Genomic DNA, 26,228 nt, shown 5'->3' on the forward strand with positions numbered 1-26,228 from the left:
GGACATAGACCTCTATGAACACCCATCTGTGAGGACTCAGTGGAGGTGCTATGAGGAAGGGACGCATTCGTCCCGCCGTGGCTGCGCTGGCGGTGCTGGTCGCTGCGAGCAGCCTGCTCGGCGGTACGGCGGCAGCGGGCGAGCTACGGGCCGACGGACCCCAACCGTCGGCGGCGAAGCCGGAGGGCCTGGGGGCCACCGGCGACATCACGTTGATCACCGGTGATCTGGTCAGCCTGCGCGGCGACCAGCCGGTCAAGATAGCGCCGGCCAAGGGTCGGAAGAACATCAAGTTCATCCAGCGCAAGGAGCTCAACGGTGACCTCACCGTGCTCCCGCTGGATGCTGAGGCCGCGGTGCGGTCCGGCGAGCTGGACGCGCGGCTGTTCAACGTCACACGGCTGCTCAAGAACGGGTACGGCGACAAGTCGCGCTCCGACATCCCGTTGATCGTCAGTGGTCCGGTGGCACTGCGGTCCGGTGCCAGCCACGCCCGGAGCCTGCCGAGCATCGGCGGTACGGCGGTTCGCGTCGGCAAGGAGACGCCGTACTGGACTGGTGCTCGGACGGCGCTCAGCGCGAAGGGGAAGCAGTGGATCCGGCTGGATGGGCCGGTCCGGGCGTTCCTGGACAAGAGCGTGCCGCAGATCGGCGCACCGGAGGCGTGGAAGAGCGGACTGACCGGCAAGGGCATCGAGGTCGCCGTACTGGACACCGGTATCGACACCACGCACGACGACCTGAAGGACGCGGTCGTCGCGGCGAAGGACTTCACCGAGAGCGCGAGCGGTACAGCGGACAAGTTCGGCCACGGCACGCATGTCGCGTCGATCGTGACCGGCGAGGACGAGATCTACCGCGGTGTCGCGCCGGATGCCAAGCTGCTGAACGGCAAGGTCCTCGACGACGAAGGGAGCGGCTACGACTCGGGCATCATCGCCGGGATGGAGTGGGCCGCGCACTCCGGCGCCGAGGTGATCAACATGAGCCTCGGGTCCGACTGGCCGAGTGACGGCACCGACGTACTGTCGCAGGCAGTCAACCGGCTGACTGCCGAGACCGGCACGCTCTTCGTGCTCTCCGCGGGAAACTCCGGCGGTAAACTGGGTAGCCCGGCTTCGGCCGATGCTGCGCTGACGGTCGGTGCGGTCGACCACGACGAGAAGCTGGCTGAGTTCTCCAGCCGCGGTCCGCGCTGGCTGGACAATGCGATCAAGCCGGACATCACTGCGCCCGGCGTCGACATTGTCGCGGCGAAGGCCAAGGACAGCTACCTCGCCGGTCAGTACCCGAACATCGGTCCGGATCACCTGCAGCTGTCCGGTACGTCGATGGCTTCCCCGCACACCGCGGGCGCGGCCGCGATCCTGGCGCAGCAGCACCCGGACTGGAAGGCCGCTGAGCTCAAGGCCGCGCTGATGGGTACGGCGAAAGCGAATCCGAAGCTGACTGTCTTCGAGCAGGGGGCCGGCCGGGTCGACGTCGCTGCGGTGGTGAAGTCGACTGTGCACGCTTCGGTCGGGAGCATCAGCAACGGGATTGTCCGTTGGCCGCACAACGACGACAAGCCGATCAACCGCGAGGTCACGTACTCCAACACCGGCACGGCTCCGGTCACGCTGGACCTGAGCACCTCGGTCAACGGGCCGGACGGAAAGCCGGCTCCGGCTGGGATGTTCACGGTCTCTCCGGCTTCGCTGACCATCCCGGCCGGCGGCAAGGCGACCGCCACGGTCACCACCAACACCGCCGTACCGGGTGTGGACGGGATCTACAGCGGCGTGGTTTCGGCCGGTCCGCTCCGGACGCCGATCGCGGTCACTCGCGAGGTGGAGAGCTACGACGTCAAGCTGAACTACATCGGCTTCGACGGCAAGCCGACGGCGAACTACAACTTCCGGTTCGTCGATGTCGACCACCCCAACATCGTCCTGCCGGACGAGAGCGCCGGGAGCACCACGACCGTGCGGGTGGTGAAGGGACGGCACTACTTCGAGTCCGACGTCTCGTCCGAGGACAAGGTTGCCCTCGTCGCCGAGCCGACGCTCACGGTCACCGGGCCGCTGGAGATGACCGTCGATGCGCGGTCCGGCGTACCGATCGGCTTCCAGGTCGACAAGCCCGACGCGGTCACCTCCCTCGCGGCGTTCGGGATCAGTCGCGACACCGCCTGGGGCGGCGACGAATCGACCGGGTCCACCGTCGGCTCGGCGACCTTCGACGGACTGTTCGTGGTGCCGAGCCGGACCACCGCGGCTCCGGACGAGGCCCGCTTCCTGACGCTGGAGGTGAAGTCGGCGCCGACCGACTCGACCTACCTCTACAAGCTGCAGCGCAACGATCTCGGCAAGCTGCCGAGCAAGCTGGTGCACCGGGTGCGGGACAGTTCGCTGGCTCGCGTGCGGTCGGAGCAGACCGGCAGCAAGCCCGGTACATACGGGATCCGCGATGGGTTCCTCACCAGGCCGCTGCCGTTCACCCTGGACGAGTTCTACTCGCCGGGCACGAAGTGGTTCCCGTCGTTCGTCGAGACCACGGATCCTGAGGACTGGCGCGGTTTCGCCAACCAGGCCGTCAGTACGCCGAAGTCGTACGAGCGCGGGCGGACAGTGACCGAGCGTTGGGGGCTCCCGGTGTTCGGTCCGGGCTTCCCGTCGTACGACGACAGTTCGGACGCGGCCGGTCGCATCGGCGACCTGATGCGGATCAGCCTGCCGCTCAACTCCGACCAGAACCCGGGCAACTTCGGATACTCGATGGCCGAAGGCACCACTGTGCTCACGAAGGACGGTAAGGAGGTCGCGGCGAGCGCCTACCCGGGCTACATCGACGACTTCAGCGTTCCGGCGGGCGCGGCGACCTACAAGCTCCACACCGAGGCAACCCGGGACAACCCGCTCTCCTCGCGCATCGTCGCCGACTGGACCTTCCACTCCGACACCGTCACCGGTCCGGAACCGGCCGCGCTGCCGTTCGTGGCAGTCCGCTTCGCCCCACCCGCGGGCGCTTCGGCCAAGGTCCCGACCCTGGTCCCGATCACCATCGACCACAACGCCGGCCAGCGCGCCCGCCTGACCTCACTGTCCGTCTCCCACGACGGCGGTACCACCTGGCAGCCGGCCAAGTTCTACACCGCCGGCAACAAGACCTTCGCCCTCATCAAGCACCCGACCGGCGCGAAGGCCGTCTCCCTGAAAGCCACCGCAACCGATGCCCAAGGCAACAAGGTCGACCAGACCATCATCAACGCCTTCCTTCTAAGGTAAACGTCAAGTAATCCGGCTGGGGTACCGCCTCCCCGCGGTACCCCAGCCGCTCGTAAAACCCGGCCGAAGTCCCCCGCCGCGCTTGCCACACCACATACCTGACTCGGCCGCTCGCCCACCCCTCAACAGCCGACATCAACGCCCGCCCAACACCCTGCCCACGCGCCACTGGATCGACGTAGAGATCATGCAACCGAGCCATCCGATGCAGATCCCCGATCCTCAGATGCGTCCCGTAATCCTGCACGGCGGCATACCCCACAAGCCGCCCACCGTCGAGAGCCCCCAGAATCCCCCAAGCCGGATCGCCGAGCAGCCTCCCGTACCGCGCCTCAGCCGTGCCCTCGTCGTCATCGGTTCCCATAGCCCGAAGCAACGGCCAGAACGCCGGCCAGTCGTCGATCTGAAGGTTCCGGGTGATCAAGATCGGGCCTATCCGGCGGCCTGTAGTTGCTTCGGCCACGGGAAGTCGAGGGGATCGGGACTCGCCTGCCACCGTTTGCCGAGCTCACGCAGCGTCTCGGTCGTGCGGACGAGATCGGCGTCCGTGTAGGGGCACGGCGCAGCCTGGGTGACGCCCCACATCTCCCGCACCCTCGCGTACGGCGTCGCGCTGTCCCGCTCGACCGCCTCGTGAATGACGCCCGCGATCGCCTCGCTCATCCCGATGCTGTTCCGCGCCTTCAGGATGCGCGCGCTCCGAACCTTCGCATCGTGACGCCGCTTACCCGCGGTCTGCTCCATGCTCTCGAAAACCAGACCTGCCGCGATACAACCGAAGATCCCGTCGGCCATTCCCAGCTCACGCTCAGTCACAGCATGCGCGAGATCATGCGGCACACGATGCTTCCGCGAGTACGAGAACAACGTGAACTCAGCCCCATCCGCCCGGCGAATCAAGGTGAAGCACTCCCCGCGCGGATCATGAACAAAGGTCAGCTCCATGCCCCCAGAGTGACCCGCCGAACTGCTCTCTGCCACCGGTTTTCACGCGTCGGGTGCTGCCCATGGATCAGAGGTAGGGGACGAGTTCGGTCCAGATGGCGTCGAGGATGTCGGTGGTTGGCTTTTCGTAGTGGGCGGTGACTGTGATGCAGGCGTGGTGGTTCGGCAGCATGATGCTGAATTGGCCGTAGATGCCGTCCATCCGCCAGGCGTCGTCGCGCGTGCAGGACCAGCAGTGCAGCCCGTACGACGCGTTGTCGCCGGGGCGGTCGGTTGGTGTCAGCTCGGTGCGCATCAGTTCGACGTAGTCGGCCGGTACCAGTTGGTCCCCGCGGAAGTTGCCGTCGTACAGGAGGGTCTCGCCGAGGCGCGCGATCTCGTCTGTCCGCAGGTGTAGGCCTATCGCGCCTAGGGGGAAGCCGAGCGGGCAACGGAACCATTGCGGGTTGCCGATCTCCAGCGGGCGGAACAGTCGTGGCATCAGGAATTCTCGGAGGTCGGATCCGCTGGCGGCGGCGATGATCCGGCCGAGGAGATAGGAGTTCGTGCCGCGGTAGGCGTACTTGGTGCCGGGCGGGCTGTTGAGTGGCGTCGCGAGAAATGCCTGGGCTGGATCGCCTGCGAAGTCGAGGTCCGGATCGTCCCAGCGGAAGTCGATGCCGGCCGTCATCGACAGCAGGTGCCGAACGGTCAGCTCGTCGACACCATCGGCCGCCGTACGGGTGAATTCCGGCAGATGAGCCAGGACGGGATCGTCCAGCTCGAGCAAACCTTCCGCCCAGGCCATGCCGACCGCAACGGACGTGAATGTCTTGGACACCGAGTAGATGTCGCGCCGATCGTCGCTCACCCACCGGAACGAGACCGGCTCCTCGCCGTCTCGGGTGACGTGAACCCCCTCCAGCCCAAGGTCATGTTCGTGAACCGCCTGCCGCAAACCCAGCAGCCCCAGCCGAATCCCGTCACTCGCCATCCCCGAACTTTACGGCGGTTTGTCAGAGCAACGCTTCGACCCACGCGTCGTGGTTCTCGGCGATGTAGGCGGCGGCCGGGCCCCAGTAGTCGCCGTGACCTTCGGCGTAGAGGCGTGCCCATGGCTGCTCGCCTGTGCGGTGGCCGTCGATCAGCAGGTCATACATTCCGCGCGTGTGGGCCGCGATCTGGGCGGGCAGGGCGCGGCGCTGCTCCTCGTCGAGGCCGTAGCCGTCCACAAGCGCGCGCAGGCGAGGTGCGTCCACCTGTACGTCGCCGCCCGGCACGAACGGTACGAATCCAGTGGCGGCGTACCCGAGGTCCCACAAGCGGGTCGCCGGGCCGGCGTTGTCCCAGTCGATGAAGACCCAGCGATCGCCGTTGCGAACCAGGTTCCAAGGGGCCAGATCGTTGTGACAGATCAGGTCCCCGCCGGCCGGATCGGCAATCACCGACTGCCAATCAGCGTCCGCGGGTGGCACGAACCCTTCCATCGCATCGTGCAGCTCCCGCACCAGTCGCCCGACCCGCTCCAACTCGGCCAACGAGAACGGCATCAACGTGTCGGCGAGATCTCCCGGAATGTACTCAAGCACATGCCGGCCCCGCTCATCCCGCCCCAGCGTCCGCGGTGCACCCGCAAGCCCCTTGCCAGCAAGGTGTTCCAGCACCGCCTCGACCCCGGCCGTCTGAGCCAACGCAGGCTTCCGCACAGTCGCCCCGACCCGAACAACCTCCGCGCTGACGTTCCCACCAGTCAGAACCTCTTCATACATCCCAAGATGATGCCTGCACTCGCGGACCGCCACCACTGACTAACGTCGGCAGCACTCGCCCTGCCACGCTCAGCCGCCATCCCAAAACCAATGCCAAAGGCACTTGATCAGTGGTGGCGGTCCGCGCAACCTAGAGTTGGAGCAGCGGACCACTTCGGCGTACCGCTTGATGATGTTGCTCAGCGCAACATTGCGAAGCTGGCCGATCGGCAGCGGCGGGCGGTGCTGGGTGGGAGCGGCGACAACCGTTAGGCGCTGAGAGCCTCGGTGAGCCGGGCGTCGGCGTTGGTGGACGCCTCCAGCAGGTAGAAGCGCTTGTCGAGCTCATCGAGCGTCGCGTCGAGGGAGTCGTCGTCGATCTTCTCGGCCCGCTCGTCAGGATCCGGCGGATACGGGGCGCCGAACAACGCCACCGCCTCACCGAAGAGATCAGCCCACCGAGCACCCAGCAGACGCGGCAGGGCCGTCATCGCGGTCAACGCGGTGTCACCACCGTTGTACCGAAAGTACGAGTCGAACCCACCGGAGTTGACCTCCTGGCGGAAATCGCAGACGGCCAGCACCTGCCGTTCCCGCTCGCTCAGCGAGGACCTGTCCGATTCCGCAAATTCCTCATAGAAGGCCCACGCGTCAATGGTCACCCGACGAACGGTACGACATCCCAGCCCCTCCTGCCGCCACTAGCTGTTCCGACGGGCGACGACGCGGGACAGACCGAGCACCCGGCCGGCGTCGGTTTGAAGCATCTGGGCTTCCTCCTGGCCCGGCGTACCGTTGTCATGGTCGCAGGCCTCGTTCCACTGCAGCCAGTCCCGCCACCCGTCGGGCAGCCGCTCAGCGACCTCGACGGTGACCAGCCCCGTCTTCTCCCAATGCCGCCGCCACCAAGCGGCGCTGTGCCACGCACAGAAGTCCCACTTCCAGTACGGCGTGAGGTGTGGCGGAGGCAGTGTCTCGTACTCCTCGGCAAGCCCCGGCTGCACGATGCCGATCTGCCCGCCGTCCTGCACGAACCGGGAGTAGTAGCCAAGGTAGAGATCATCGGTCCCGAAGTAGTGATAGGCGCCAATGCTGACCAGCGCATCGAAAAACCCTTCGGCAAACGGCAACGCGTGGGCCTCCGCATGAATCGGATGCACCCGGCCCTCCACCCCCGCCTCGACCACGCGGCGCAGGTTCTCGTCCGGCTTGACCCACAGATCGGTCGCCCACACCTCAACCCCGAACTCCTTGGCCAGGAAGATCGAGCTCAACGCCGCCCCGCACCCCATATCGAGCACCCGCATCCCAGGCTCAAGCACCATGCGCTCACTCAAAGCCTCCGCCTGCCAGACAGCATTCGGCCCCATCCCGCCGTCAACCATCCACCGAGCCGAATACCCACCAGACCGCGGATACCGCTCGTTCCTCAGTAAATCCCCCAGCGCAGCATCATCCACCCACCCGACTCTCCCCACCCCACCCGCAACCAAGCAACCAGTTATTGGATTACCTCAGCACTCCGGGTATTATCTGATTAGATAAGGGTGGTGGCATGGACAAGGACACTCAGGCGGTCGCTGATCTGCTCAATCAAGCACTCGCCGAGAGTGGGTTGTCGCAGGCCGCGTTCGCTGCTGCCCTCGGAACCTCCGCATCCCGTTTCTCGACGTACCGGTCAGGAAAGACCAAGCCGACGGCGCAGTTCGTCCTGCGGGCTGCCCGGCTCGCTCACGCCCTCTGCAAAGCGCGCGAGTACCGCATCATGTCCGCGCCGGTCACGGCGACGGCCATCCGCGAGGCGAGCGATGATGACTGGGCCTGGCGGATGCTGCTCCAGGGTCGCGATCACCTGCGCTTGCTGCTGGACCGTCATGACGGATCCGAGGCGGCCTGGGAGGCTGCGCCGGGTCCGACGAACGAGGCCGGCTTCGATGCATTGCTGGCTGTTCTGACCGCACACGAGTTCGAGGCTGCCGGCGAAGACCCTCCCGAGTGGAGCATCATCGAGGCTCTACCGGATCCATGGATCCCGGAGCACCCATTCCTCGAGCGCGCCGAGATCATCGACGAAACACCCGACTATCTGGCACGGGCCAACATCTACATCCCTGCTCGTGACTTGGCGACAGCATGAGCACCGCCCGCCACGAATTCTCGGCCGCCGAAATCATCGACCTGCTCTCGGAGCTCGACAAGCGGCTCAAGGCTCGTGGTGTAGCGGCTCGGTCTTCGTTGTCGGAGGCGCTGCGATCGCGGTCTCCTCGGACGACAGCCCCCGCCGCACCGAGGACGTCGATGCGATCACGCGCGACCAGGCGGTGATCGACGAGGCTCTTGCGATCGCGAGCCAACGTAAGCTCCCGGAAGATTGGCTGAACACCCGGGCCGGCGCGTGGATGCCGCCGCTACCCGAAGGTGCTTTGCGCCATGGCGATGCGCCCGGTCTGCACATCACGTATGCGACCGACGAGTTCTTGCTGGCCACCAAGTTGGTTGCCCAGCGCCGCAAGGATGCCGTCGACATCGTCACCCTTACCAGGCGCCTCGGTATGGCGAGTGCCTCGGCCGACGATCTCGAGCAAGTGATCGCCCGTCACTACACCGATGAGGATTCGCTCGAGTTCATTCTCGACGGCAAGGATACGAGGCGCGAGATCCGGCTCCTCGCAGTGAGGGCTGAACGCCTGTTGGCAAATCACCGATCTGAATGAGCACCGCGTAAATGGCGCGCGGAGGATCGGTGCATCGAGTGATGATGGCGGGATGCCCCAACAACACTCACGTCCTGTGCCCGGTGGTCGAGCCTTCTACACGACTGAACGCCTCTGGAAGCTGGCGGAAGGTCTGCCGTCCGAGGCGGTGCCGATCGACAGCATTCGGGAGTTCGACGAGGACTGCTGGTTCGGTGGCAGGGCGGTCACCTGCCGGATGGTTGCCGAGCACGTGGGCCGCATCCAGAAGGCCGAGCTCAGGTACCCGGTGATCCTCTCGTCGGACGGACGCCTGATGGACGGCGGTCACCGGATCGCCAAGGCCTGGCTCAGTGGCGCGACCACCATCGATGCGGTCCGATTCCCGACCGACCCCGAGCCCGACTACATCGAGCCGGACCCCAGCGCCTGAACCCCTGCCAGCGCTTCGGCGATCTTCGGCACCAACTCCTGGTACGCCGTACGTGTCAGGTGCATGCCGTCGGCATCGAACCCGGCGGGACCCAGTCGGTCGGTCACCGCGCGCACGTCCACCGCGATACCTCCGGCTGCCTCGACGAGCTCGGTCAGCACCTCGGCGTACAGGCGGATCGACGCGTTGACTTCGGCGGTGTCGAAGGGATGCGGTGCACGGGCAAGGCCTGGTGGTACGAGCGCCACCCAGCGACCACCGCGCTCCAGCTCCCGCGACACGTTCTCGCGGAAGCGCTTCGGTGAGCTGGCGAAGGCGGGATGGTTGTCGCTGCTGCCGATCGATAGGACGATCGCGTCGTACTCGGACAGGGGCCGGTCGCCGACCTGCTCTCGCAGCGACCAGGACCAGGCGCCGCCGACCGCCCGGCACTCGACGGATCCGCCGAAGGCGGCCGGTACCAGGTCGGGCAGCTCGTGATAGAGCCGAGCAAGGTTGCTGTCCCCCAGAAGTAGAACCGTCATAACCCCGATCCTGCCGCAGTGCGCCGACAGCCGTCGGGTTCGCAATCCGGTCGACGTGCTGGGCTGCCCGACGTACGGTCTCCGCATGACGGTCGAGCTCAAGCCACTCACAGCGGCGGACGCCGAGGCGCATTGCGCCGGGGAAGACGATCTGACCGTCCGGTGGCTGACGGGCGGTTACGGCGACGTCGAAGGGACGACCGAGTTCTTCGAGTGGCTCGCCGGGAACGCGGCCGCGGGAGTCGGTAAGCGCGGGCTCGGGATCTGGAGCTCCGGCCGGCTGTGCGGGTACATCGACTACACCCCCGACCTCGATGACGGCCTGGACCCCGATGACATCGCCTTGGCCTACGCGATCCACCCTTGGGCCCGCGGCCGAGGCATCGCCGTCGAGGCCGTCCGGCTCATCTGCGACGTCCTCCGAACCGAGAAGATCGGGACCCGGGCTGCCATCCGCGTCGAGCCCGAGAACACGGCCTCCGTCCGAGTGGCACAGAAGGTCGGATTCACCTACATCCGCGACTTCCCGTCCAATCGAGACACCCACCCCGACGGAACCCCAACAACCTTCAGCCTCTACCTGCTAGACCTTTAGAGAATGAAGCTCGCAGTCCTGCATGTGCCGGATTGTCCGAACCTTGCGCCGCTGCTGGAACGGCTGGGCGAGGTGACCTCTCAGGTTGTGACGACCAGGGTGATCGAGTCTGACGAGGATGCGGCGAGGTTCGGTATGGCGGGGTCGCCGACCTTGCTGATCAATGGGGCCGATCCGTTCGCCGCTGGGGAGCAGTGCGGAGTTTCGTGCCGCTTGTATCGCGACGACGACGGCCGACTCGTGCCGGCGCCATCCGTTCAGCAGTTGCGGGAGGCGATTGACTCTTGGGGTCTGTCAGGCTTAGCCTGACGAGTGTGTCAGGGAATTCCTGACGGAACTGGAGGCCTGTCATGGCGGAGACCGCGGTGTGTTGCTCGTTCTGTGGAAAGGACAAGGCCGACGTCGATCGGCTCATCGCCGGTCCTGCGGTCTTCATCTGCAGCGACTGCGTCGGCCTGTGCGAGCAGATACTGAGCGAGGACCCCACGCGCTCGTTCCCGCCGCTGGACGACAAGACCGTCGAGGAACTGCTGGCCGACATCGCGCGGCTCCACGTGTCCCGTGGTCAGGTGGAGGCCGCCGTACAGGAACGCGTCCTGCACCTCCGCTCTCGCTCGGTCACCTGGGCAAGAATCGGCGAAGCCCTTGGCATGAGCCGCCAATCCGCCTGGGAACGCTTCTCCGGCGAGGAGTGACGGTCTAGAGCGCTGCGATGTAGGCCCTGTTCTGCTCCAGCCACACTGCGGTCTCTCGCCAGGCGGGATCCGGGGTCGGGCCGAGCATCCCCCACATCCGCAACGCGTACCAGGCAAGCGCGATGGTGGTCACCCGCGTCAGATCCGCGCAGACCGGGAGGCCTCGCGTACGACGGTGGTCCGCCATCTGCCCGACCAGGCCTTGCCAGCCGGCTCGGGCGGGATCGGAGTTCAGCACCTGGGCGTAGGCGGCGTCGAATACCCACGGCATCCGGCAGGGTTCGAAGTCGATCAGCAGAGCCGGGCTGATCTCCGGCGCCGGAGTCCGCATCAGCACATTCCCCATGTGCAGGTCCCCGTGGCAGATCTCCGGCTCGCAGACCTCGTTGACGAATCGCCAGTCGTCCGTGAAGCGCTCGAGTACGGCGTCAACCGGGCCGGGCGCGTCGCGTTCCTTCCCCGCCACCAGCCAACCGTGCACGGCATCCGCGGTCAGCTCGGCGCAGGGAGGAGACGCGATCGTGCGTGCCAGCGCTTGGAACCGCACGCCAGCGTCCATCAGCAAGCCGAACTCCGCACCACCCCACCCGTCATGTAGCCCACCCGGCAGCCGCTCCATGACAACCCACCCAAGCTCGACCCCACCCAGCCGATCACCAGCCGCCAGCACCCGCGGAGCCAACCCAGGATCCCGCTCCGCAACAACCGAGCTCCAGAACCGCTGCGTCTCCGACACCCCAACCTTCAGCAGCACCTCGCCCTCCGGCCAGCGTCCGGTGAAGTACATCCCCGACATCCCCCACGGAATCGCCTCCGGCTTCAGCCCCGCCAGTGCACTCTCGCCCTGCACCAGCTCATCCAGGTAGGCAGCAACCTCCGGAGTCCGTCGTACCCGCCCGAACTCGTCCAGGATCTCCATCTCACCTCCTCTACTCAGCAGATTCTGTACAGCGGCTGTGCAGGTGTCTGTATGCGGCGCTCCTAGCGTCCACTCCGAGAGGCAGTCGATCGAGGAGCGCATGTGGAGTATGTGACCGTCGCGAGCCAGGCGCTGCTCACCGCGGTCTTCGGGTGGGCGGCGGCTGCGAAGCTGCGCTCGTTTGCGACCTTCCAACAGTCTGTACGGCGGCTCGGTCTGCTGCTGCTTATCAACCTGCGCGTTCTACGTTCGGGCTCCGGTTGCTCCACCGCTGCCGCGGGAAGTCCATGTACCAGTTGGCGTGGCTAATGAGAGGTAGGCCGAGGATCATGTCGATGTTGATGCCGGACAGGTCCAGTACGCCGCAATCCTGCTCGGGGAAGGTCACTTGGCCAATGCGGCACGGCGCTAGCCGCCCCATGGGATGCTGATTGCTGGCGCCATGGACATCTGTGCCAGTGCCGGACTCATCGGCAATTGCGACGATTTCCGGATGGGCTTCTGCCCACGCATGGTCGATGAGGGTGATCCCGGCGCCGGTGTCCCATACCGCCTTGATGGTGATGCCCTCCCACTGCACAGGCAGCGCGGGCGTCTTGTCAGACGGAGTTGGCAATGGCAGAAGCGGCTCACAGGGTGCTGGTCCGTCGAGCTCGAGGACGCCTTCACCGAAGCGGAAATGACATGCATGCGAGCCGAGGACATCCATGCCCAGCAACGGAGGGTGCGGCCAGCCCGGCGAGTCCATAGTCACCGTCAGGTCCCGCGTCGTCAGGGACCCCCACTCCAACACCCCCAATCGCATGAGCGTCTCGTCAACCTTCGCACTACCAAATACGCCACTTCCTGAGCGGGCGTTCTGCTGGAGGCCGTCGGTGGGCACATCCCGGTGCGGAACCGAACTGCGGTATGTCCCGGTGTCCAACAACATGCGGATAGGAACACCGTCGGCGACGGCATCCAGAAGCACTTGGCACGCACGCGGATCAGACGTGTCGGGCAGAACCGGCAGCGGAAGCATCAGCCTGGTCCCCATCACCCGATGATGGCAACCGAGGCCGCACGTGTACAGGTTGCTGCCGAGAGTTACCGGCCGCCAATCATTACACCGTGGGTCGGACCATCACCTTTAGGAGAGGGGAAGAGGTGGATTGCTGGCTCTCTCCGATCTCCGTATCCCCATGACTCGTAGAGCGCGTAGACCTTTCCGTCTCCGGCCGCCGCGCTCGATCGTGTTGGCGTCGGCATACCTGACCGCAACACCGCCCACGTAGGCAACCACCGCAACAAATCCCGGCTCCACGCCATGCCTGTCCAACCTCTCACCGAAAGCCTTCACCGCGTAGTTCGGCAGATGCAGCAGCTCCGACCGCACGGCTGCATAGACGTCAACAAGATCCCCTCGTACGTCGTCAAGCGCGATGAAAATATGCAGTTCAAGCCCGGTCATCCACGTTCCTCCAGGTGGCAACGTCTTCGGCTCAAGTCTGCCCGGGCAGAACGGTCCGTCGCAGTAGCGCGCGTGAGCTCGTCGTACCTGACCCACTCGCGGTAACCAGCTGACCGGCAGATGAGCGGCCCCCGGCTGATGAGGAGACCAACCGAGGGCCGCTCGCGGTGGCAGGTCCCCAGCCCGTGAGGTGTTGGGCTGTTGAGGAGTGGGAGCTGCCGCCACCGGAGAACGGCTCACGCGGGGCCCGTGATGGTGAGCCGTTCTGGTGGAAGGCAGAGCGAGCGCGGGCGCAGGGGCCGGCACGCCCGCTCCACCGATCAGGCGGCGGAATTCGTGAAGAGCACCTTCCCGCCGAGGTGGTGCTCCAGGTGGGCCTTCATCACCACCGGATTGCCGAGGCAGGCAAGGTGAATGACGCTGGGCATGATGATGGTCCTCACGCCGTTCCTCCACGTGTTCTGAACCATGTCGTCGAACGCGGCTGGCGTTGTCTCCGAGTCCTCCACGAAGGTCGCGAGGAGGATGAACCCGCACGCGATGGCGAACTCTGTGATGTCCCGCTTCAACGTTGTCAGCTCGGAGGCCGCGGCGAGCGCCTGCGCGCTGATGTACCCGACCGCGAGTGGCTTGGGGAAGGTGTCAGTCATCAGTCGTCCCGGTCGTTGCGGGTGATGTCGCGGACCATGCAAACGGCCAAAACGATGGCGATACAGATGAGTGCCCACATCTCAGGGATCACGGTGGGTCACTCCCAAGGGGTCGGACATTGCTGTGTTGGCTGTTGAACTGAGGCCCCTCCGGCGAAGGCGCGACGAGGCGCAAAGGCCTTCTACTGAAGGGATTTGACCAAAGCGAATCGGCGCTTGCTGCAGCGATGATTCGCTTGGTTGTGAGTCAAGCAGTCCCCGAATACAGGGGGTAGTCTTTGAGGGACAGAGAGTGGTTTAGCCGGTTTAGCGGAGGTGGGCGGTGGCGACGACCCGGCAAGCAAACGTCCAGCTCAGAGACACCATCGCTTCCACCGGCTGGACTTATGACGCAGTTGCGCGCGCGGTCCGGCGAGTAGCCGCGGAGAACGGTGAACTCCTGCGGACCAACAAGTCTGCCGTCGCTCACTGGGTCGAGGGTTCCCAGCCATCGGGCCGCACCGGCCAGTACTTGGCTGAGGCTCTTTCCCGCAGGGTTGGTCGTACCGTCACGGCGAGCGAAATCGGCCTGCGTGGCAGCGAGGAGATCTCGGTGGCAGATGAAGACCCTGTCGTCGCGGCTTCGGAACTGGGACGTGCGGACCTCGATCGGAGGCAATTGCTCGCAGTCGCAGCATTCACCGCGGCCGGCGTCGCGATGCCACTGTCTTACGACCAGGATGCTGTCGGTCGGATGATGCGAGCAAGGAAGTCTCTCGGTGCTGTGGGAGAGCCGGAAATCGAAGTCGTTCGTAACGTGACAGCCGTGTTCACTGCCGCCGATGAGATGCTCGGCGGCGGCCACGGCCTGTCGACCGTAGCTGCCTATCTGGCCGACACCGCAGCACCAATGCTGCGCGGAAGATTCCAGTCGGATGATGTCCGATGCCAAGCTTTCGGCGCCGTTGCCGAACTTGCCTACCTGGCGGGATGGAAGCACCACGACCTCGGGCACGAAGGCGCTGCCCAGCGGTACTACCTGGTCGGCTTTCAGCTGGCGTGTGAGGCCGACCCACACGGGCATGCCGCCTGGATGATGCGGGCGCTTGCACATCAGGCCTTGAGTTTGAAACAGCCACGGCACTGCGCGGATCTCATTGGACTGGCGCTCAAGAGAGGGCTAGGCCACCTCGATGGTCAGACCATGGCGTTGCTGCACATCACCCAGGCTCGTGCGTTGGCGTTTCTCAGAGACGGCGCTCCAGCTGCCCGGGCTCTTCTGGCCGCAGAGGCTGCCCTGACCAGGCTCGACGCCCCGCAGCCTGGATTCTCCGCTGCAGCCGGACCTGCGGCAGGGACGATCGCCAGTCACACCGCGCGAGCCCTGACGGATCTCGGGGACCACGGTGGTACGGAGCGACAGCATCGTGCCGCTCTCAAAGCTTGGGATCCAGTCAAGTACAAGCGAGTCCACGTCCTCACGTTCGCGGATCTCGGCGATAGCCTGGCCACCCAAGGTCGCGCTGACGAGGCGGTCGGTGCCTGGACAAGCTCACTCGACCTGACTGATGGGATGGTGTCTGATCGCACCCGCAAGGCGATGAGCTCCATCCGCCCGACACTCGCTGTCTATCGGAAACGCGGAGTGCCTGGTGCCGCCGACCTGGATCGTCGGGCTGCTGCGATGAGCCGCTGAACCACACGACGAAAGGAAAGTAAGTCCTTGCCCGCCAATGGATCCAACCTCCAGCCGGCAACAGAGTCGATGACGTTGCTGGTCGCCGGCGTGATCGTGCACGACCGAACCACAGACCGAGTCGCGTTGCTTCAACGCGGACCTCGGGCAAAGTTCGCCCAAGGCCTCTGGGACCTCCCAGTAGGCAAAGCCACGCCAGGCGAGCCGATCACTGTGACAGCAGTCCGCGAGCTGGCAGAGGAAACCGGTCTCGTCGTCGACCCGGCCGACCTGCAACTCGCGCACGTGATCCACAGCTCTTTCGGTGTGGAATCACCCACCGGATTCGTCACCATCGTGTTCGCAGCCCACCGTTGGACCGGCGAGCTGACAAACCTCGAGCCCGACAAGCACGCCACCGCCGAATGGATCGACGCGGCCGCCATCCCCGACGCATTCGTCAACACCACCGGCGCCGCCTTACGCAGCTACCTATCCGGCGCGGTCGAAGTCTCCCTAGACGGATGGCTCTAGGCGCCTCAGCAACAACTCCAAGGGCAGGCTGAGGCTCTAGTCGCCAACCGCCGCTAGTCTTCCGATCGGGCACACCTCATGGCCGCAGCTTGGAGAGTAGTCGCGTAGCCGGCGCAGGTGTCTGCGTCAGTGCATGACGCGCTCTGGTTCAGGCGCCAAGGCGTGGGGCGGCTAGCCCTGAGGCGACTCGACGCCATTGCTGCGTCGGCGTCAACTCCAGAGGCAGAAGGGATGTCCCGCAGGATCCAGCATTACCCTTAGCCGGCGCAGGTCTCGGTCTGCTGGCTGCTGAGGAGCCTCACGAGCACCGAACGACACTGCACGCGTGACCGCGGCTTGGACGTCGTTCACTCGGATCTCGAAGTGCATCATCTTCGTCTGCGCGGGAACGTCCTCTGGCCACACAGGTGGCAGATACCAATCATTGGCCTGGATGTTCAGCCACATTCCACTTTGGGGGTCGCGCAGGGCAGCCCAACGCGACTCGCGCTCGGCCACCTCAGTCCCGAGCAAATCGCGGTAGAAGGCCACCTCAGCGTCGTAGTGCTCGGGTGCGCAGTCGATGCAGACCGCATTCCAGCGGAACCGCACCGCTTCATCGTCGAAGCTCTCCATCGTTCGTCGCCTCCTCCGGGTTCCCCGAACGCTACTGGCAACGCCGGCCCGGCTGGGGCCTTACTGTCTCCAAGTCAAAGCCCCTGACGGCCTGCCTGTCGCGACCAGGAGGCCTCGCTGCCCGTAGGCGAACTCGTAGAGAACGTCCGATTCGGCCACGAGGGTGCGAAAGCGTGGGTCGGTGTCGCAGGTCGTGCCGATGAGTTCACGCGCTCGGTTCAAGGCTGCGTTGGCGAGGTCACCGAGGCGGGCTGATGGCGGGCTACCGGCATAGACAGGATCGACCGGGCAAGGGAACTCGACGTGAAGCCTGCGGCGGACTCGATCCGTCGCCGGATCGCAGGACAGGACGAGGTCGGCAAGGCCGATCCACGTCTGGCCGGATTCGAGCAACTCCAACGCCACAGCCCAGCGGCTGTCAGTAGTGGCCTCAAGATGCATCGACGCCTCACCTCCATCCATGGACGCATGGTCCCAAGGGAAGCGCCCACACCACGAGCGATTTACAGAACGCGAGCCTCACATGGTTGCGTAGGCTCGCGGTTATGGATCGACCAGTAGCCGAATCGTGGGCCGCGATTTTGGGTTGGCTTGAGGCTTGCTTGCCCGGTGCGTTCGAGAAGTTGGAGCCGGCCTCGGAGTCCGCCGTACGGGAGGCGGCTGAGCGGTTGCTGCCTGGTGATTTGGTTGCGTGGCTGGAGATCAGCAACGGCTTCGCGGAGCTGGGAACGTTCGGGAACCTCATCCCGGTACTGCATAATCCGATCCCCTTTCAGGGGATGCTCTCCAGCCGAGATCAACTTCGCCGGAGCTATGCCGACTGGCCGAAGCCAGGGAGCGACCTGCCGGCAGGGTCGTCGTCCAGAGAATGGCTCGACGAGTTCCTGCCGATCGCCGACTCCGGTACTGACGTCTGGCTCTTCGTCGATCTGCGGCCAGGCGAACTCTTCGGTTGTGTCGGCCAGTTCGAGTCCGAGGACGGCTGCGCCTCGCCGCGGTGGTCGAGTGTGGCCGCGATGCTGGCCGATGTTGCTGAAGCGTTGACCGATGGCCGCCCCGCGTTGAGGGACTTCGCGAATCGGGAGGCGGAACGGGGCGTTCGTGTGACGGCGACCTGGAGCCCGACGGTCCAGAACGGGCGTCTCCGCTGGCAGCCCGACATCCAGCGAACCTGATCGATCGCCGCCCGTTGGCGTCGTGCGGGCAGGTTGCGCTCTTATGCACTGACAGATACCTTGTGTTGCAAGGTAGTCAACAGGTCCTCATGTGGGACGGAGACACGGGGAGACGAAATGAGCGCTGACGGGCTGGTCGAGGCGTACCTGAAGGAGCTAGCCACGGCTGCGGCGGTGTTGCCTGCGGGGCGTCGTACGGAGCTTATCGGCGACATGACGACGCATATCGCAGAGGCGCGCGCCGAAGGGGCGACCTCGGAGGACGACGTGCGCGGAGTGTTGCAGCGACTTGGTGATCCTCAGGACATCGTCGCCGCAGCGACCGAGGGCCTGGTTCAGGTCGAGGTTCCGCCGCGCTTTCGGCTCCGGGAGTTCGCTGCGGTGGCGCTGCTGCTCGTCGGGCCGTTTTTCTTGGTGATCGGCTGGCTGGCCGGTGTCTGGCTGCTGTGGACCTCTGACCGCTGGACTCGTGTCGAGAAGCTACTCGCGACAATGGGCTGGCCGATCGGGTACGTCGTCGCGATGATCTGCGACTACACCTTGGGCCTCCCGCTCGGGCTGACGCTCGTGATCGCGAGCGTGGCCACCGTCGTACCGCTCATCCCCTTGCTCAAGAACGGCCGCCCCGGGCGCTCCGCCACCCGGACCCGCTCATCGGCGCCAAATCCTCAGCCAACCGCTAATCGGCTCTGACGCGTTTGGTGTCGTAGGCCCACATCGCGATCTCGACGCGGTTGCGGGCGCCGAGTTTGGTCATCAGCGAGGCTACGTGGGTCTTGGCCGTGCTCAGGCCGACGAAGAGCTCGGTGGCGATCTCGGCGTTGGTGCGGCCGCGGGCCACCAGCGCGAGCACCTCTTCCTCGCGTTCGGTGAGCGGGTAGATGGGCTGGACCGGTACGACGGGCGCCTGGTCGGCGAAGGTCGCCAGCAGCCGGCGGGTGACGTTGGGGGCGATCAGCGCGTCCCCGTTGGCCGCCGCGTGGATGGCCTGCACGAGTAGTGCCGGCCCGGCATCTTTGAGCAGGAAGCCTCGGGCGCCGGCGCGGAGGGCGCCGAGGACGTACTCATCGAGGTCGAAGGTGGTGATCACGACGACGGCCATCGGATCGGCAACGCCCTCCCCGGCCAGGCGCCGGGTCACTTCGATGCCGTCGAGCCCGGGCATCCGGATGTCGACGAGGAGGACATCGGGACGCAGCCGGGTCGCCAGCTCGAGCGCGTCGAGCCCGTCTGCGGCCTCCCCCACGACCTCGATGTCGGGTTGCGCGCCGAGGATCATGACGAGCCCGGTCCGGACCAGGTCCTGGTCGTCGGCCACGACGACACGGATGCTCATGCCCGCGCCTCCACCGGAAGTACGGCCTCGACGACCCAGCCACCCTCAGTCCCCGGCCCTGCGGAGAGCGATCCGCCGAGGAGCTGGGCGCGTTCCGCCATACCCCGCAGGCCGAACCCAGGCTCCGGAGCTGCTCCCGGCTCGGACTGCCCGTCGTCGCTGACACGCAGCCTGACGGCGTCGCCCTCCCGTCGTACGACGATCCTGACGCGGGTCGCGCTCCGGGCATGCCGTACGGCGTTGGTCAGCGACTCCTGCGCGAGCCGGTAGAGCGCGGCGTCCACGGGTCGTGCCAGCCGGGTCAACGAACCGTCCAGCGAGACCTCGACGGTAGGGGCCGCGTCGGCGCGCGCCAGCGCAGGCAGGTCCGCGACACCCGGCTGTGGTGCGTAGGCGACGGCTTCCTCGTCCTCCTCGTCACGCAGTACTCGAACCATGGATCTCATCTCCGCCAGGGTTCGGGACGCTTCAGTTTCGATCGCGGCCAGGACCTCGGCAGCCTTCTCAGGCTGCATTCCCGCGACCACGCCACCGGCCTGCGCCTGCACCGCGATGGCCGAGACGTGGTGGGCCACGGTGTCGTGCAGTTCGCGAGCCAGCGACACCCGCTCCTGATTGCGGATCTCGCGCTGTTGGCGATGCCAGAGGTCCGCGCGGTACCGGAACACCGCGGCGAGGGCGACGAACAACAGTAAGAGGACGCTCCCGCCAAAAACGTCGGCCCGACCCGCGGAGGAGGCGATCATCCCCAGCGCGACGACGACTGCCACGAACGCCGTACCCAGAACCATCTCTCGTCCCGAGCCCCACCGCACCAGGGAGTAGAGCAGGATCAGGTCGGCCATCATCGAGTAGAGGCCGAGGTCCCCGGCATGCACGGTCAGCTGGAAGATCGAGAGCAGCCCGGCGACGCTCCACCCGATCAGTACGGCGATCAGGGGGCGGTCCCGGCGCCAGAGCAGGGCAGGGATCAGCGCCAGGGCGAGCACCGTCACAAGCGGTCGCCAGGCCAAGCCCGGCCGAACGATGCCCTCGACCAAGGCAGCGGCCGCGAACACGCCCGCCAGCACCCAGTCGAAACGACCAATGGGTGCGGCGTCAGCAGGCCGCGACTCGTGCCAGATGGAGCGCCGGACAGTGTCCACGCCTCCAGCCTAGGGGTCGGTGCCCCTCGGCGTACCAACCGAAAGAACTAGAGACAGACCGTGCCATCGGCCAGTCGACCTCCGGCCTCCGGGCCGATGTGCCGGCCGCAGGAGCCCAGCGATCGTGGACCTACCGATCCTCACCACACACCGGAGCCCAGGATGAGCACAACACTGCAAGACCAGCCGATCTCGGTGAGAGCCAAGCTCGCCGCGGCGTGGACAAGCTTCATGTTCCTCTACGCCTACGTGGACATTCTCAACTTCTTCACGCCCGGCGCCATCCAAGACATCCTCGACGGCAAGGTCTTCAAGTTCGACCTCTCCCAGACCTTCTCGACCTCGGCGCTGACCATGATGGCCATTCCGATCTTCATGATCGTGCTGTCAATGACGCTGCCCGCCCGGGCGAACCGCATCGCGAACTTCATCGTGGTCGCGCTCTACGTCCCCATCACGGTATTCAACCTGGCGGGCGCGACCTGGCTGTTCTTCTACGGCCTCGGCGTCGTACTGGAGCTGGCCCTGCTCGCCGTCATCCTGCGGTACGCCGTGACCTGGCCGCGCGCCGTACTGGCGACCAGCCCGGACCGCGAAACCGTTCGCGCCCAGCTCTGAGCACCTCCGGGGGTGACGCCCGATGATGACAGGAGGGAGGTCATCGGTCGTCACCCCCGGCAATCCTGACCGCGAGGTCGACTGCCGGCTGATAAGCGTTGAGGCGGTCGGTGGTCCAGCATGTTGGACCACCGACCGCCTCATCAGTAGCGATTCGGTACACCAGAGCGCGGACCAGCATCTGCCCCCAGGCTGGTAGGTGGCTCCAGCGGTCTGCGAGGTCGGGCGTGGCGTCGTACCAGCAAAGGGCATCGACGACAGCTACCGCCAGGGCCCAGGTCGGAGGACGCCAGTAAACGGGCCAGTCGATGATGGCCGGCGGCAGGCCATCGGCGAAGAGGACATTTCCGGGAAGGTCGCCGTGGACTGCCTGCGAGGCGAGGTCGACCGGGCGCCGGGTGTTGATGAGCGGCTGGATCAGCGGGTCGGCGGCGGGGCCGAACGAAAACGGAGCCTCTTCCCAGGCGACGCGGTCCCCCGTAGACCAGGGGTCCTGGCGAATGTCCAGGAAGGCCGGGCGTTCGACGGCTGCGATGGCCCGGTGGAATTCGGTGCCTGCCCGGAGTACTTCGTCTTGCCGGCTGACGTCTGTGGCTCCGCCCACGACCTGACTGGCTTCCCACCCTTCGGCGATCCACATACCGTCGGCGGCGCGAATCGGGCGGGCTACACGGAAGTACTCAGAAGCGGGCAGGGTCTCGAGGACCTCGGATCGCCAGATGGTCTCCGGCGCATAGTCGACTGGTTTGAGGATCACGTCGCCCGCTTGCCAAGTGCCGCCTCGGCCGCCACTGAGAAGGACCGGTTCGTCAGTGACCGCGAACGCGTCGATGACTGACGCTGACGGCCGATGCGTCGATGGTGTGTCCACCATCAGATCCTGAGGTAACAGGCGGACCTCCGCCATGCATTTTCCACAGCCGGCGAGGTCAGGGCTGGCACGGGTGACAGTGAGGTGTGCCTGCGTGTCGCCGAGTTCGCGGATGATGCGATGTTCGTCCACAAGGTCCGCCGCGACATATGCGATCGTCGATTGCCTACCAGGGTGTGCCCCGGCTGAGGGTCGTCGGGAAGGTATTGGGCCGCTGGGCTAGTGGAGTTCGCACTCCCAGGGTTCGAGGTCCTCTTCGCCGGGCGGGAGCTCTCCCGTGCAGTAGCTGTAGAGCCATGTGGCGGCGCGCCGCTCGGCGTACTTCTCGTTGATGGGCTCTCCCTGGTCGTCCAGTTCAAGGACGTTGGAGAAGATGGCGAAGCAGATTTCCATCTGGGAAGGCGATTCCTTCAGCTCTTTCCAGTAGTCGATCCCATCCAGCAGGGGGTGACCGACCGAGCCGCGAGCGACCCATCCGGCGAAACGACGGATCGCGCCTGACGCGCCGTTGCTGAGTCCGGAAGACATGCGCAGAACCCCCTTCGTGAAGCTGGTTGCGCCACCCTTGGCTGCGGGGGTTTCGTCCGACACCGCTTGTTGGCGAGTTCTGACACCGCCGGGCACGTGTCGGTGCCGCGGATGTTGGTTTGCGTCGACACCGCTTCCGCGCCCGACGGGTGTCAGGTTGTCCGCTGCCTTGTGGCTTGGGCCAGACGGTAGGAGTCGGTGCCGGTCTCGAGGATGGTGCCGCCGAAGGTGAGTCGGTCGACGATGGCTGCGCATAGCCGGGGGTCGGTGAAGGTCTTGGTCCAGCCGCCGAAGGACTCATTGGACGCGATCGCGACCGAGGCCTTCTTCTCACGCTCGGTGAGGACCTGGAAGAGGAGTTCCGCGCCGCGGCGATCGAGTTGCATGTAGCCGAGTTCGTCGATGCACAGCAGGTCGACGCGGCCGTAGCGGGCGATGGTCTTCGCCAGCGTCATCTCGTCGGCGGCCTCGACGAGCTCGTTGGCAACCTCGACACCATCTGTCCGCCCCGGTGTCCCTGGCGCGACGAAGATCTGCTTGCGTGGTGCCTAATCGGTCTTCCCGCAACACCTCGCAGGTCCCTCAGTGTTCGCTGCTGAAGAACCGTAGCAACAGCGGGCCGACGGTCTGTGGGTCGACGACGTGATCCTGCCCCTCGAGGGTCTCCCGTTGAGCGTGGGGTAATTGGTCTGCAAGCTCGTCGGCTGCGCGGTCGAAGAAGTCCGAGGGCAGGCCTGCCATATAGGGGACCGTGATCGGTCCTCCGGTGGTGACCAGGACCGGTTGGGTGACCGTTGCCAGTCGATCGGCCGGCAATTGGTAGCGGTTGAGGAAGACGCTGTCGTGGACCAGCGTGGGCGCGAGGGCGACCGAATGCGCCCAATGCGCCGTCTGCTTGCCTGCCGCTTTCCTGGCCGCGATGTTGTCATCGGAGGCGCCGCTCAAGCGCATGAACAGTTCGAGAACCTCCTCGTCTCGCCCGGCGTCGAAGGCGCGTCGGGTGTCCGCGACGTACTCCTCGAATCGCGGGCGGATGTCGTCCCCGACCGCGTAGGGCACCTCCCACACGGCGATCGTGTCGATGGCTGACCCGGCCGCGGCCGCTTCCAGCGCCAGCGCGCCACCAGAGGACGCCCCGAACAGGTGTGCCGAGCCGCCCGCCTCCGCGATCAACGCATCCAGGTCCTCGATCTCCCTCTCCACGGCATACGGCTCGGTGAAGCCGCTCGCGCCGCGTCCCCGGCGGGCATAGTTGTAGACCGTGAAGTGCTCGGCGAGAGCCGGCGCCAAGGGAGCGTTCTCCACCCCCTCGTCGAGTGCTCCGCCCACCAGGATGACGGCCGGACCGCTTCCCTTCCGGTCGTAGGCGATGGTGGTGCCATCGTTTGATGTCACGCGAAAGGCCATCTCGTTCATCTCACATCTCCGTTCGAGAGGTTTGTCTCAGCGCCTGAGCAGCGTGCCGACGACGGCCTCGGTGCGCGCCCACCGCGCCCTTGCGATCACGGCCGCCACGACGAGAAGGGCGAGCGGCAGCCAAGGGCTCTGCTCGAGCACGAACTGATCGGTGATGACAGCACCGGTCAGCAATGCCGCCAACCCCAGACTGGCCAGGCCTGCCAGAGCCGGAATCAGAAGTCCAACCCCTCCCGCGACCTCCAGCGCTCCGACCAGGTACCGGAGCCACTGGCCAGCCCCGATGTCGGCGAACATGTCCACCATGACCGGGTCGCCGGCGAGCTTCGAGATTCCGCCGCCGGCGATGATCGCCGCCAGCGCGACTTGCAGAATCCAGACCCCGATGCTGATCGCCCGCCCGGGCGTGTGCGCAACGGTTTCCGAGTTGTTCTTGGGGATGGTGGTCATGCGGCTCTCCTTGTCGTGTCCGGGCCTGGTACCGGTGATGGCGTTGGCCGAGTGGGCCGGGTTGTCGGAGTTGATGCCGACCAAGTGCTCGCGGTAGCGGGATCTACTTCTTGTTGCGGTAGAGGACCATGGTGATGGGACCGAAGACGGCGACGAGAAGTACGGACGAGACGAGCACCCAGCCGATTTCCCCGGCGGGCACCGAGCCGTCCATCAGGCCGCGTACCACGGTCGCCAGGTGGGTGATCGGGTTGACCTCGACGACCGCCTGCATCCACCCGGGCATCGTCTTCGGGTCCACGAAGATGTTGCTCACGAACGTCAGCGGGAACATCACCATCATGCTGACCCCCGCCACCGAGTTCGGCGTGCGCAGGATCAGGCTGAGCATCGTCCACAGCCACGACAGGCAGAACGAGAACACCAGCAGCAGCACCACCGAGAGCACCACCCCGACGGCGCCACCCTCCGGCCGGAACCCTAGGACCAGGCCGAGCGTGATCACGACCGCCGACCCGATCGAGTAGCGCACCAGATCGCCGAGCAGGGCGCCGACCAGCGGCGACGGTCGCCACACCGGAAGTGACCTGAACCTGTCGAACACCCCCTTCTGGATGTCGGTGTTCAGCGTTATGCCGGTGTTCATGGTGATCATGACGTTCGCCTGCACCAGGATCCCGGGCAGCAGGAACTGCAGGTACTCCTGAGTCGACCCGGCGAGCGCGCCACCGAACAGGTAGGTGAACATCAGTGTGAACATGATCGGGAACATGGTCACGTCGACGAGCTGCTCCGGGACGTGTTTGATCTTCAGCAGAGCGCGCCAGCCGAATGTCAACGAGGTGCGCACCGGGCCGGGGCGCGACGGCCGCTCACCGGCCAACAGCACGCTGCGCAGCGCGTCCTCAGTGACCGGCGCCGACCCCTGCTCCGCGGACGTGGCGGTCATGCGGCATCCTCCTCGGGTGTCTCCTCGGCGGCGTGTCCGGTCAGGGTGAGGAACACCTCGTCCAGGCTCGGCTGACCGAGCGCGAACTCGGTGACGTCGATGCCGCTGCGGGACAGCTCGGCCAGGGAACGGGCGACCCGTTCGGGGTCGGATATCCGCGCGGACAGCGCGGCCGGGTCAGCGGACGGCTCAACCGGCACCTCGAGGACGCCGGCGAGGACCCGCTCTGCCTCGGCCCGCTGCTCGGGCGCACGTAGCCGTACGTGCAGCGAGCCGGCACCGACCGATGCCTTGAGCTGGCCGCTCGTGCCCTCGGCGATCACCTTCCCGTGGTCGATCACCGCTATCCGGTCGGCCAACTGGTCGGCCTCGTCGAGGTACTGCGTGGTCAGCAGCACGGTGGCGCCCTCGGCGACCATGCCCCTGACGATCTCCCAGACCTGGTTCCTGCTGCGCGGGTCGAGCCCGGTCGTGGGCTCGTCGAGGAAGATCAGTTCGGGGGTGACGACCAGGCTCGCCGCGATGTCGATGCGCCGGCGCATCCCGCCGGAGTACTTCTTCACCTGCCGGTCGGCCGCCTCGGCAAGACCGAACGCGTCGAGCAGGTCGGCCGCCCGCTCCCTGCCTCGGCGGCGTGAGTAGCCGAGCAGTCTGGCGAGCAGCAACAGGTTCTCCACCCCGGTGAGGTCCTCGTCGACCGACGCGAACTGCCCGGTGAGGCCCACCCTGCTTCGCACCGCCTGGGCGTCACGCACGACGTCGTAGCCGAGCACTTGCGCCTCTCCGGCGTCGGGGCGCAGGAGCGTGGCCAGCATGCGGATTGTGGTGGTCTTGCCCGCCCCGTTCGGACCGAGCACGCCGTACACGCCCCCGGCGCTCACGGCCAGGTCCACACCGGCGACCGCGTGGGTCGTGCCGAAGCTCTTCTTCAACCCTCTCGTCTCGATCGCGAACTTTCCCATGGGTTCGATTCCTTCTCTCGGTGTTGCGAACGGATTGATTGAGCTAGTCAAGTTTGACTACCTGGCCAGAGTAAAGGA

33 protein-coding genes and 1 pseudogene are annotated in these 26,228 nt (G+C 66.0%); 12 read left to right on the forward strand and 22 right to left on the reverse strand.

The window, feature by feature from the left end; genetic code table 11:
- The first annotated feature begins 50 nt into the window (after nucleotides 1–50).
- The gene (locus tag OG474_RS17820) at nucleotides 51–3,266 is read left to right on the forward strand and encodes a S8 family peptidase (RefSeq protein WP_405063432.1); all 3,216 of its coding nucleotides are present in this window, start codon (nucleotides 51–53) and stop codon (nucleotides 3,264–3,266) included.
- On the opposite strand, the gene OG474_RS17825 is transcribed toward OG474_RS17820, so the two are convergent.
- From OG474_RS17825 to OG474_RS17850, 6 genes are all read right to left on the reverse strand, one after another.
- Complete coding sequence (locus OG474_RS17825; protein ID WP_405063433.1) at nucleotides 3,244–3,762, reverse strand: GNAT family N-acetyltransferase; 519 nt, start codon at nucleotides 3,760–3,762, stop codon at nucleotides 3,244–3,246. The genes OG474_RS17820 and OG474_RS17825 overlap by 23 nt on opposite strands.
- A complete protein-coding gene (locus tag OG474_RS17830; RefSeq protein WP_405063434.1) occupies nucleotides 3,699–4,211 on the reverse strand; it encodes a hypothetical protein in 513 nt (170 codons plus the stop codon). The genes OG474_RS17825 and OG474_RS17830 overlap by 64 nt, the downstream gene beginning before the upstream one ends.
- 67 nt (nucleotides 4,212–4,278) lie before the next feature.
- Entirely contained in the window at nucleotides 4,279–5,184 is a 906-nt protein-coding gene (locus OG474_RS17835) for a serine hydrolase domain-containing protein (RefSeq protein ID WP_405063435.1), read from the reverse strand.
- 22 nt (nucleotides 5,185–5,206) lie between these two features.
- Nucleotides 5,207–5,959 carry a phosphotransferase enzyme family protein gene (locus OG474_RS17840; RefSeq protein WP_405063436.1) on the reverse strand — a complete coding sequence of 251 codons (753 nt, stop codon included), beginning with the start codon at nucleotides 5,957–5,959 and terminating at the stop codon, nucleotides 5,207–5,209.
- Between the two features lie 248 nt (nucleotides 5,960–6,207).
- Entirely contained in the window at nucleotides 6,208–6,600 is a 393-nt protein-coding gene (locus OG474_RS17845) for a DUF4375 domain-containing protein (RefSeq protein ID WP_405063437.1), read from the reverse strand.
- Nucleotides 6,601–6,639: 39 nt separating this feature from the next.
- On the reverse strand, nucleotides 6,640–7,263 hold the full coding sequence (locus tag OG474_RS17850; RefSeq protein WP_405063438.1) for an SAM-dependent methyltransferase: 624 nt from the start codon (nucleotides 7,261–7,263) through the stop codon (nucleotides 6,640–6,642).
- A 230-nt stretch (nucleotides 7,264–7,493) separates the two neighbouring features.
- Here OG474_RS17850 and OG474_RS17855 point away from each other — a divergent pair, with 230 nt between their 5' ends.
- The 3 genes from OG474_RS17855 (at nucleotide 7,494) to OG474_RS17865 (ending at nucleotide 9,064) form a co-directional block, all read left to right on the forward strand.
- Nucleotides 7,494–8,075, forward strand: coding sequence for a helix-turn-helix domain-containing protein (locus OG474_RS17855; protein WP_405063439.1), 582 nt, complete (start codon nucleotides 7,494–7,496; stop codon nucleotides 8,073–8,075).
- On the forward strand, nucleotides 8,056–8,652 hold the full coding sequence (locus tag OG474_RS17860) for a hypothetical protein (RefSeq protein WP_405063440.1): 597 nt from the start codon (nucleotides 8,056–8,058) through the stop codon (nucleotides 8,650–8,652). The genes OG474_RS17855 and OG474_RS17860 overlap by 20 nt, the downstream gene beginning before the upstream one ends.
- Nucleotides 8,653–8,728: 76 nt before the next feature.
- The gene (locus OG474_RS17865; RefSeq protein WP_405063441.1) at nucleotides 8,729–9,064 is read left to right on the forward strand and encodes a hypothetical protein; all 336 of its coding nucleotides are present in this window, start codon (nucleotides 8,729–8,731) and stop codon (nucleotides 9,062–9,064) included.
- On the opposite strand, the gene OG474_RS17870 is transcribed toward OG474_RS17865, so the two are convergent.
- Nucleotides 9,037–9,588 carry an SGNH/GDSL hydrolase family protein gene (locus OG474_RS17870; RefSeq protein WP_405063442.1) on the reverse strand — a complete coding sequence of 184 codons (552 nt, stop codon included), beginning with the start codon at nucleotides 9,586–9,588 and terminating at the stop codon, nucleotides 9,037–9,039. The genes OG474_RS17865 and OG474_RS17870 overlap by 28 nt on opposite strands.
- Nucleotides 9,589–9,673: 85 nt before the next feature.
- Here OG474_RS17870 and OG474_RS17875 point away from each other — a divergent pair, with 85 nt between their 5' ends.
- Genes OG474_RS17875 through OG474_RS17885 form a run of 3 tightly spaced genes read left to right on the forward strand, consistent with a single transcriptional unit; the run spans nucleotide 9,674 to nucleotide 10,878 of the window.
- Complete coding sequence (locus tag OG474_RS17875; RefSeq protein ID WP_405063443.1) at nucleotides 9,674–10,183, forward strand: GNAT family N-acetyltransferase; 510 nt, start codon at nucleotides 9,674–9,676, stop codon at nucleotides 10,181–10,183.
- 3 nt (nucleotides 10,184–10,186) lie between these two features.
- Complete coding sequence (locus OG474_RS17880) at nucleotides 10,187–10,492, forward strand: hypothetical protein (protein ID WP_405063445.1); 306 nt, start codon at nucleotides 10,187–10,189, stop codon at nucleotides 10,490–10,492.
- Nucleotides 10,493–10,533: 41 nt separating this feature from the next.
- Nucleotides 10,534–10,878 (forward strand): ClpX C4-type zinc finger protein, encoded by a 345-nt coding sequence (locus tag OG474_RS17885; RefSeq protein ID WP_405063446.1) that lies wholly within the window; start codon nucleotides 10,534–10,536, stop codon nucleotides 10,876–10,878.
- A gap of 4 nt (nucleotides 10,879–10,882) precedes the next feature.
- On the opposite strand, the gene OG474_RS17890 is transcribed toward OG474_RS17885, so the two are convergent.
- The 4 genes from OG474_RS17890 to OG474_RS17905 all read right to left on the reverse strand — a co-directional run bounded on the left by OG474_RS17890 (nucleotide 10,883) and on the right by OG474_RS17905 (nucleotide 13,897).
- Nucleotides 10,883–11,797, reverse strand: coding sequence for an aminoglycoside phosphotransferase family protein (locus tag OG474_RS17890; protein ID WP_405063447.1), 915 nt, complete (start codon nucleotides 11,795–11,797; stop codon nucleotides 10,883–10,885).
- Between the two features lie 229 nt (nucleotides 11,798–12,026).
- Nucleotides 12,027–12,833, reverse strand: a complete 807-nt coding sequence (locus tag OG474_RS17895; protein ID WP_405063448.1) for a retroviral-like aspartic protease family protein — start codon at nucleotides 12,831–12,833, stop codon at nucleotides 12,027–12,029.
- 93 nt (nucleotides 12,834–12,926) lie between these two features.
- Nucleotides 12,927–13,247: a hypothetical protein gene (locus OG474_RS17900; RefSeq protein WP_405063449.1), complete on the reverse strand. Its 321-nt coding sequence runs from the start codon at nucleotides 13,245–13,247 to the stop codon at nucleotides 12,927–12,929.
- Between the two features lie 320 nt (nucleotides 13,248–13,567).
- Nucleotides 13,568–13,897, reverse strand: coding sequence for a hypothetical protein (locus tag OG474_RS17905; protein WP_405063451.1), 330 nt, complete (start codon nucleotides 13,895–13,897; stop codon nucleotides 13,568–13,570).
- Between the two features lie 322 nt (nucleotides 13,898–14,219).
- On the opposite strand from OG474_RS17905, the gene OG474_RS17910 reads away from it, so the two are divergent.
- Entirely contained in the window at nucleotides 14,220–15,572 is a 1,353-nt protein-coding gene (locus tag OG474_RS17910) for a hypothetical protein (RefSeq protein ID WP_405063452.1), read from the forward strand.
- Nucleotides 15,573–15,641: 69 nt separating this feature from the next.
- On the forward strand, nucleotides 15,642–16,085 hold the full coding sequence (locus OG474_RS17915; RefSeq protein WP_405063453.1) for an NUDIX domain-containing protein: 444 nt from the start codon (nucleotides 15,642–15,644) through the stop codon (nucleotides 16,083–16,085).
- Nucleotides 16,086–16,295: 210 nt separating this feature from the next.
- On the opposite strand, the gene OG474_RS17920 is transcribed toward OG474_RS17915, so the two are convergent.
- Both OG474_RS17920 and OG474_RS17925 read right to left on the reverse strand, forming a co-directional pair.
- A complete protein-coding gene (locus OG474_RS17920) occupies nucleotides 16,296–16,700 on the reverse strand; it encodes a VOC family protein (RefSeq protein ID WP_405063454.1) in 405 nt (134 codons plus the stop codon).
- Nucleotides 16,701–16,760: 60 nt separating this feature from the next.
- Nucleotides 16,761–17,162, reverse strand: coding sequence for a hypothetical protein (locus tag OG474_RS17925; protein ID WP_405063455.1), 402 nt, complete (start codon nucleotides 17,160–17,162; stop codon nucleotides 16,761–16,763).
- 83 nt (nucleotides 17,163–17,245) lie between these two features.
- Here OG474_RS17925 and OG474_RS17930 point away from each other — a divergent pair, with 83 nt between their 5' ends.
- Nucleotides 17,246–17,875 carry an SMI1/KNR4 family protein gene (locus OG474_RS17930; protein ID WP_405063456.1) on the forward strand — a complete coding sequence of 210 codons (630 nt, stop codon included), beginning with the start codon at nucleotides 17,246–17,248 and terminating at the stop codon, nucleotides 17,873–17,875.
- A gap of 117 nt (nucleotides 17,876–17,992) precedes the next feature.
- A complete protein-coding gene (locus OG474_RS17935) occupies nucleotides 17,993–18,568 on the forward strand; it encodes an HAAS signaling domain-containing protein (protein ID WP_405063457.1) in 576 nt (191 codons plus the stop codon).
- On the opposite strand, the gene OG474_RS17940 is transcribed toward OG474_RS17935, so the two are convergent.
- Nucleotides 18,555–19,211: a response regulator gene (locus OG474_RS17940; protein ID WP_405063458.1), complete on the reverse strand. Its 657-nt coding sequence runs from the start codon at nucleotides 19,209–19,211 to the stop codon at nucleotides 18,555–18,557. The genes OG474_RS17935 and OG474_RS17940 overlap by 14 nt on opposite strands.
- Nucleotides 19,208–20,356 (reverse strand): sensor histidine kinase, encoded by a 1,149-nt coding sequence (locus OG474_RS17945; RefSeq protein ID WP_405063459.1) that lies wholly within the window; start codon nucleotides 20,354–20,356, stop codon nucleotides 19,208–19,210. Before OG474_RS17945 ends, OG474_RS17940 begins: the two co-directional genes overlap by 4 nt.
- Nucleotides 20,357–20,518: 162 nt before the next feature.
- Between OG474_RS17945 and OG474_RS17950 the strand changes: the two genes are divergently transcribed.
- A complete protein-coding gene (locus tag OG474_RS17950) occupies nucleotides 20,519–20,974 on the forward strand; it encodes a DUF6326 family protein (RefSeq protein ID WP_405063460.1) in 456 nt (151 codons plus the stop codon).
- A 40-nt stretch (nucleotides 20,975–21,014) separates the two neighbouring features.
- Here the strand turns inward: OG474_RS17950 and OG474_RS17955 are convergent, their stop codons facing one another.
- From OG474_RS17955 to OG474_RS17985, 7 genes and pseudogenes are all read right to left on the reverse strand, one after another.
- Nucleotides 21,015–21,977 carry a TIGR02569 family protein gene (locus OG474_RS17955; protein WP_405063461.1) on the reverse strand — a complete coding sequence of 321 codons (963 nt, stop codon included), beginning with the start codon at nucleotides 21,975–21,977 and terminating at the stop codon, nucleotides 21,015–21,017.
- Between the two features lie 87 nt (nucleotides 21,978–22,064).
- Complete coding sequence (locus tag OG474_RS17960; RefSeq protein ID WP_405063462.1) at nucleotides 22,065–22,373, reverse strand: hypothetical protein; 309 nt, start codon at nucleotides 22,371–22,373, stop codon at nucleotides 22,065–22,067.
- A 152-nt stretch (nucleotides 22,374–22,525) separates the two neighbouring features.
- Nucleotides 22,526–22,858, reverse strand: a pseudogene (locus OG474_RS17965) (ATP-binding protein); the annotation flags it as partial.
- A gap of 97 nt (nucleotides 22,859–22,955) precedes the next feature.
- The gene (locus OG474_RS17970; protein WP_405063463.1) at nucleotides 22,956–23,789 is read right to left on the reverse strand and encodes an alpha/beta fold hydrolase; all 834 of its coding nucleotides are present in this window, start codon (nucleotides 23,787–23,789) and stop codon (nucleotides 22,956–22,958) included.
- Nucleotides 23,790–23,816: 27 nt separating this feature from the next.
- Entirely contained in the window at nucleotides 23,817–24,323 is a 507-nt protein-coding gene (locus OG474_RS17975) for a DoxX family protein (RefSeq protein WP_405063464.1), read from the reverse strand.
- 19 nt (nucleotides 24,324–24,342) lie between these two features.
- Nucleotides 24,343–25,188, reverse strand: coding sequence for an ABC transporter permease (locus OG474_RS17980; protein ID WP_405063465.1), 846 nt, complete (start codon nucleotides 25,186–25,188; stop codon nucleotides 24,343–24,345).
- A complete protein-coding gene (locus OG474_RS17985) occupies nucleotides 25,185–26,150 on the reverse strand; it encodes an ATP-binding cassette domain-containing protein (protein ID WP_405063466.1) in 966 nt (321 codons plus the stop codon). Before OG474_RS17985 ends, OG474_RS17980 begins: the two co-directional genes overlap by 4 nt.
- Nucleotides 26,151–26,228 lie beyond the last annotated feature (78 nt).

Origin of the sequence: Kribbella sp. NBC_01505 (genome assembly GCF_045040285.1) — a bacterium.
GTDB lineage: Bacteria > Actinomycetota > Actinomycetes > Propionibacteriales > Kribbellaceae > Kribbella.

Bases quoted from the DNA above. Each gene is read 5' to 3' on its own strand.
- OG474_RS17820 (WP_405063432.1), top strand. From the start codon at position 51: ATGAGGAAGGGACGCATTCGTCCCGCCGTGGCTGCGCTGGCGGTGCTG.
- OG474_RS17830 (WP_405063434.1), bottom strand. From the start codon at position 4,211: ATGGAGCTGACCTTTGTTCATGATCCGCGCGGGGAGTGCTTCACCTTG.
- OG474_RS17835 (WP_405063435.1), bottom strand. From the start codon at position 5,184: ATGGCGAGTGACGGGATTCGGCTGGGGCTGCTGGGTTTGCGGCAGGCG.
- OG474_RS17840 (WP_405063436.1), bottom strand. From the start codon at position 5,959: ATGTATGAAGAGGTTCTGACTGGTGGGAACGTCAGCGCGGAGGTTGTT.
- OG474_RS17850 (WP_405063438.1), bottom strand. From the start codon at position 7,263: ATGGTGCTTGAGCCTGGGATGCGGGTGCTCGATATGGGGTGCGGGGCG.
- OG474_RS17855 (WP_405063439.1), top strand. From the start codon at position 7,494: ATGGACAAGGACACTCAGGCGGTCGCTGATCTGCTCAATCAAGCACTC.
- OG474_RS17870 (WP_405063442.1), bottom strand. From the start codon at position 9,588: ATGACGGTTCTACTTCTGGGGGACAGCAACCTTGCTCGGCTCTATCAC.
- OG474_RS17875 (WP_405063443.1), top strand. From the start codon at position 9,674: ATGACGGTCGAGCTCAAGCCACTCACAGCGGCGGACGCCGAGGCGCAT.
- OG474_RS17880 (WP_405063445.1), top strand. From the start codon at position 10,187: ATGAAGCTCGCAGTCCTGCATGTGCCGGATTGTCCGAACCTTGCGCCG.
- OG474_RS17885 (WP_405063446.1), top strand. From the start codon at position 10,534: ATGGCGGAGACCGCGGTGTGTTGCTCGTTCTGTGGAAAGGACAAGGCC.
- OG474_RS17890 (WP_405063447.1), bottom strand. From the start codon at position 11,797: ATGGAGATCCTGGACGAGTTCGGGCGGGTACGACGGACTCCGGAGGTT.
- OG474_RS17895 (WP_405063448.1), bottom strand. From the start codon at position 12,833: ATGGGGACCAGGCTGATGCTTCCGCTGCCGGTTCTGCCCGACACGTCT.
- OG474_RS17900 (WP_405063449.1), bottom strand. From the start codon at position 13,247: ATGACCGGGCTTGAACTGCATATTTTCATCGCGCTTGACGACGTACGA.
- OG474_RS17905 (WP_405063451.1), bottom strand. From the start codon at position 13,897: ATGACTGACACCTTCCCCAAGCCACTCGCGGTCGGGTACATCAGCGCG.
- OG474_RS17915 (WP_405063453.1), top strand. From the start codon at position 15,642: ATGACGTTGCTGGTCGCCGGCGTGATCGTGCACGACCGAACCACAGAC.
- OG474_RS17920 (WP_405063454.1), bottom strand. From the start codon at position 16,700: ATGGAGAGCTTCGACGATGAAGCGGTGCGGTTCCGCTGGAATGCGGTC.
- OG474_RS17925 (WP_405063455.1), bottom strand. From the start codon at position 17,162: ATGGATGGAGGTGAGGCGTCGATGCATCTTGAGGCCACTACTGACAGC.
- OG474_RS17930 (WP_405063456.1), top strand. From the start codon at position 17,246: ATGGATCGACCAGTAGCCGAATCGTGGGCCGCGATTTTGGGTTGGCTT.
- OG474_RS17935 (WP_405063457.1), top strand. From the start codon at position 17,993: ATGAGCGCTGACGGGCTGGTCGAGGCGTACCTGAAGGAGCTAGCCACG.
- OG474_RS17940 (WP_405063458.1), bottom strand. From the start codon at position 19,211: ATGAGCATCCGTGTCGTCGTGGCCGACGACCAGGACCTGGTCCGGACC.
- OG474_RS17950 (WP_405063460.1), top strand. From the start codon at position 20,519: ATGAGCACAACACTGCAAGACCAGCCGATCTCGGTGAGAGCCAAGCTC.
- OG474_RS17960 (WP_405063462.1), bottom strand. From the start codon at position 22,373: ATGTCTTCCGGACTCAGCAACGGCGCGTCAGGCGCGATCCGTCGTTTC.
- OG474_RS17970 (WP_405063463.1), bottom strand. From the start codon at position 23,789: ATGAACGAGATGGCCTTTCGCGTGACATCAAACGATGGCACCACCATC.
- OG474_RS17980 (WP_405063465.1), bottom strand. From the start codon at position 25,188: ATGACCGCCACGTCCGCGGAGCAGGGGTCGGCGCCGGTCACTGAGGAC.
- OG474_RS17985 (WP_405063466.1), bottom strand. From the start codon at position 26,150: ATGGGAAAGTTCGCGATCGAGACGAGAGGGTTGAAGAAGAGCTTCGGC.